General features: G+C 43.6%; 1 protein-coding gene and 1 rRNA gene. Both read left to right on the top strand.

The genetic code is table 11. The features are described from left to right. Positions 1 to 240 (top strand): integrase core domain-containing protein (locus tag L1D47_RS20650; RefSeq protein ID WP_239882331.1); only part of this gene is annotated, 240 nt, incomplete at its 5' end. Positions 241 to 1,230: 990 nt separating this feature from the next. After that, positions 1,231 to 1,366, top strand: a 16S ribosomal RNA gene (locus L1D47_RS20645); the annotation flags it as partial.

The raw sequence follows: 1,366 nt of genomic DNA, 5'->3' as shown, positions 1-1,366 counted from the left end.
AGTCGACGAGGAAACTGCTGGGACAACAGCCCGATGGAGCGCTTCTTTAGAAGCTTAAAAACAGAATGGATACCGATGACCGGCTATCGGGATATCGGTGAGGCTAAGAGTGAAATTTCGCGATATGTGACGGGGTATTACAGTCAGCTGAGACCACATCAATATAACGGTGGGCTGACACCCAATGAGTCAGAGCGAAGATATTGGCTTGAATACAAAACCGTGGCCAATTTTAGTTGACCACTACAAAGGCCTAGTCGAAGCATAATTACTCTTACTGGTTTTTTTAGACTTTTCAAGATAGATCTATGCTGTCATAAGAGGTAATTAAATCATCAACGCAGCTATATCTGTGGTTTAGGGTAACCATAGGATAAATCAAGGTACACTTTGATGGTGTTAAGTCTATGCCTGTATGCTCATGATAGTGGCGTGTATGCTCAAGAGAGCTGCACGGTTTTTAACGAGAGAGCAGAGCCGTTATGTCGTGGCCGGAGCCTAGATGACGATATGTTTGCCGAGCAGAGAGCATGTTTGCCAAGCAGGGGGCGCCGACCTTTATTTTAGCGCTCATCGGTGAAAAGGTTACATATACAGTCATGGCTACAGTCATGGCCCCCAGCATCGTTTGAGATTTCATGGTCGATACGCCAGCTTACCAGGCATCATTAAATTGCGCTTTAATCATGGCTTGTCTTAATTAGGACTCGGCTTAATCAAGACTTAGATTAATCATGGCTTGGCTTAATCAGTGCAAAGCTTTAAATTATCCTATCTTTCTGTTCTATCTTTCCGTCCTATCTTTTGTGCTATCCCTAGCTTCTATGGTGGGGATGAAGCGAGGTTTGGGGCCGATAGCCAGGTTATTGTCTATTGAAATGTCGCCTTTCTGATGGGGGATTCATCACATTGTTCGATGTTTGAGCATTTGAGCCAAATTTATAAAACATTCTGAGAAAAGGCCTTGACGCCTTAGTCGCGCTGAGTAGAATACGCAGCCCTAGCCACTCGGAACTACCGAGATGTGCAAATGCTCTTTAACAATTTATCAAGTAATCTGTGTGGACACTCACAGGTATTGAGTTAATCGAAAACGATTTRAATCTCAATGCAATGATGAGAGTCCATAGCAATATGTACAAACATCCTTAGATTCTTCCGAGTCTAAGTGATGAATCAGAATTCATTGAGTCGCTTCCTTTTGAATAAAGAGTGGAGCAGAAAAACTTTTAATTGAAGAGTTTGATCATGGCTCAGATTGAACGCTGGCGGCAGGCCTAACACATGCAAGTCGAGCGGTAACATTTCAAAAGCTTGCTTTTGAAGATGACGAGCGGCGGACGGGTGAGTAATGCCTAGGGAACTG

This window comes from Shewanella sp. Isolate7, assembly GCF_022398425.1.
Classification (GTDB): Bacteria; Pseudomonadota; Gammaproteobacteria; order Enterobacterales; family Shewanellaceae; genus Shewanella.
The sequence above is the reverse complement of the archived record's forward strand: the minus strand, read 5'-3'. Positions and strand labels throughout refer to the sequence as shown.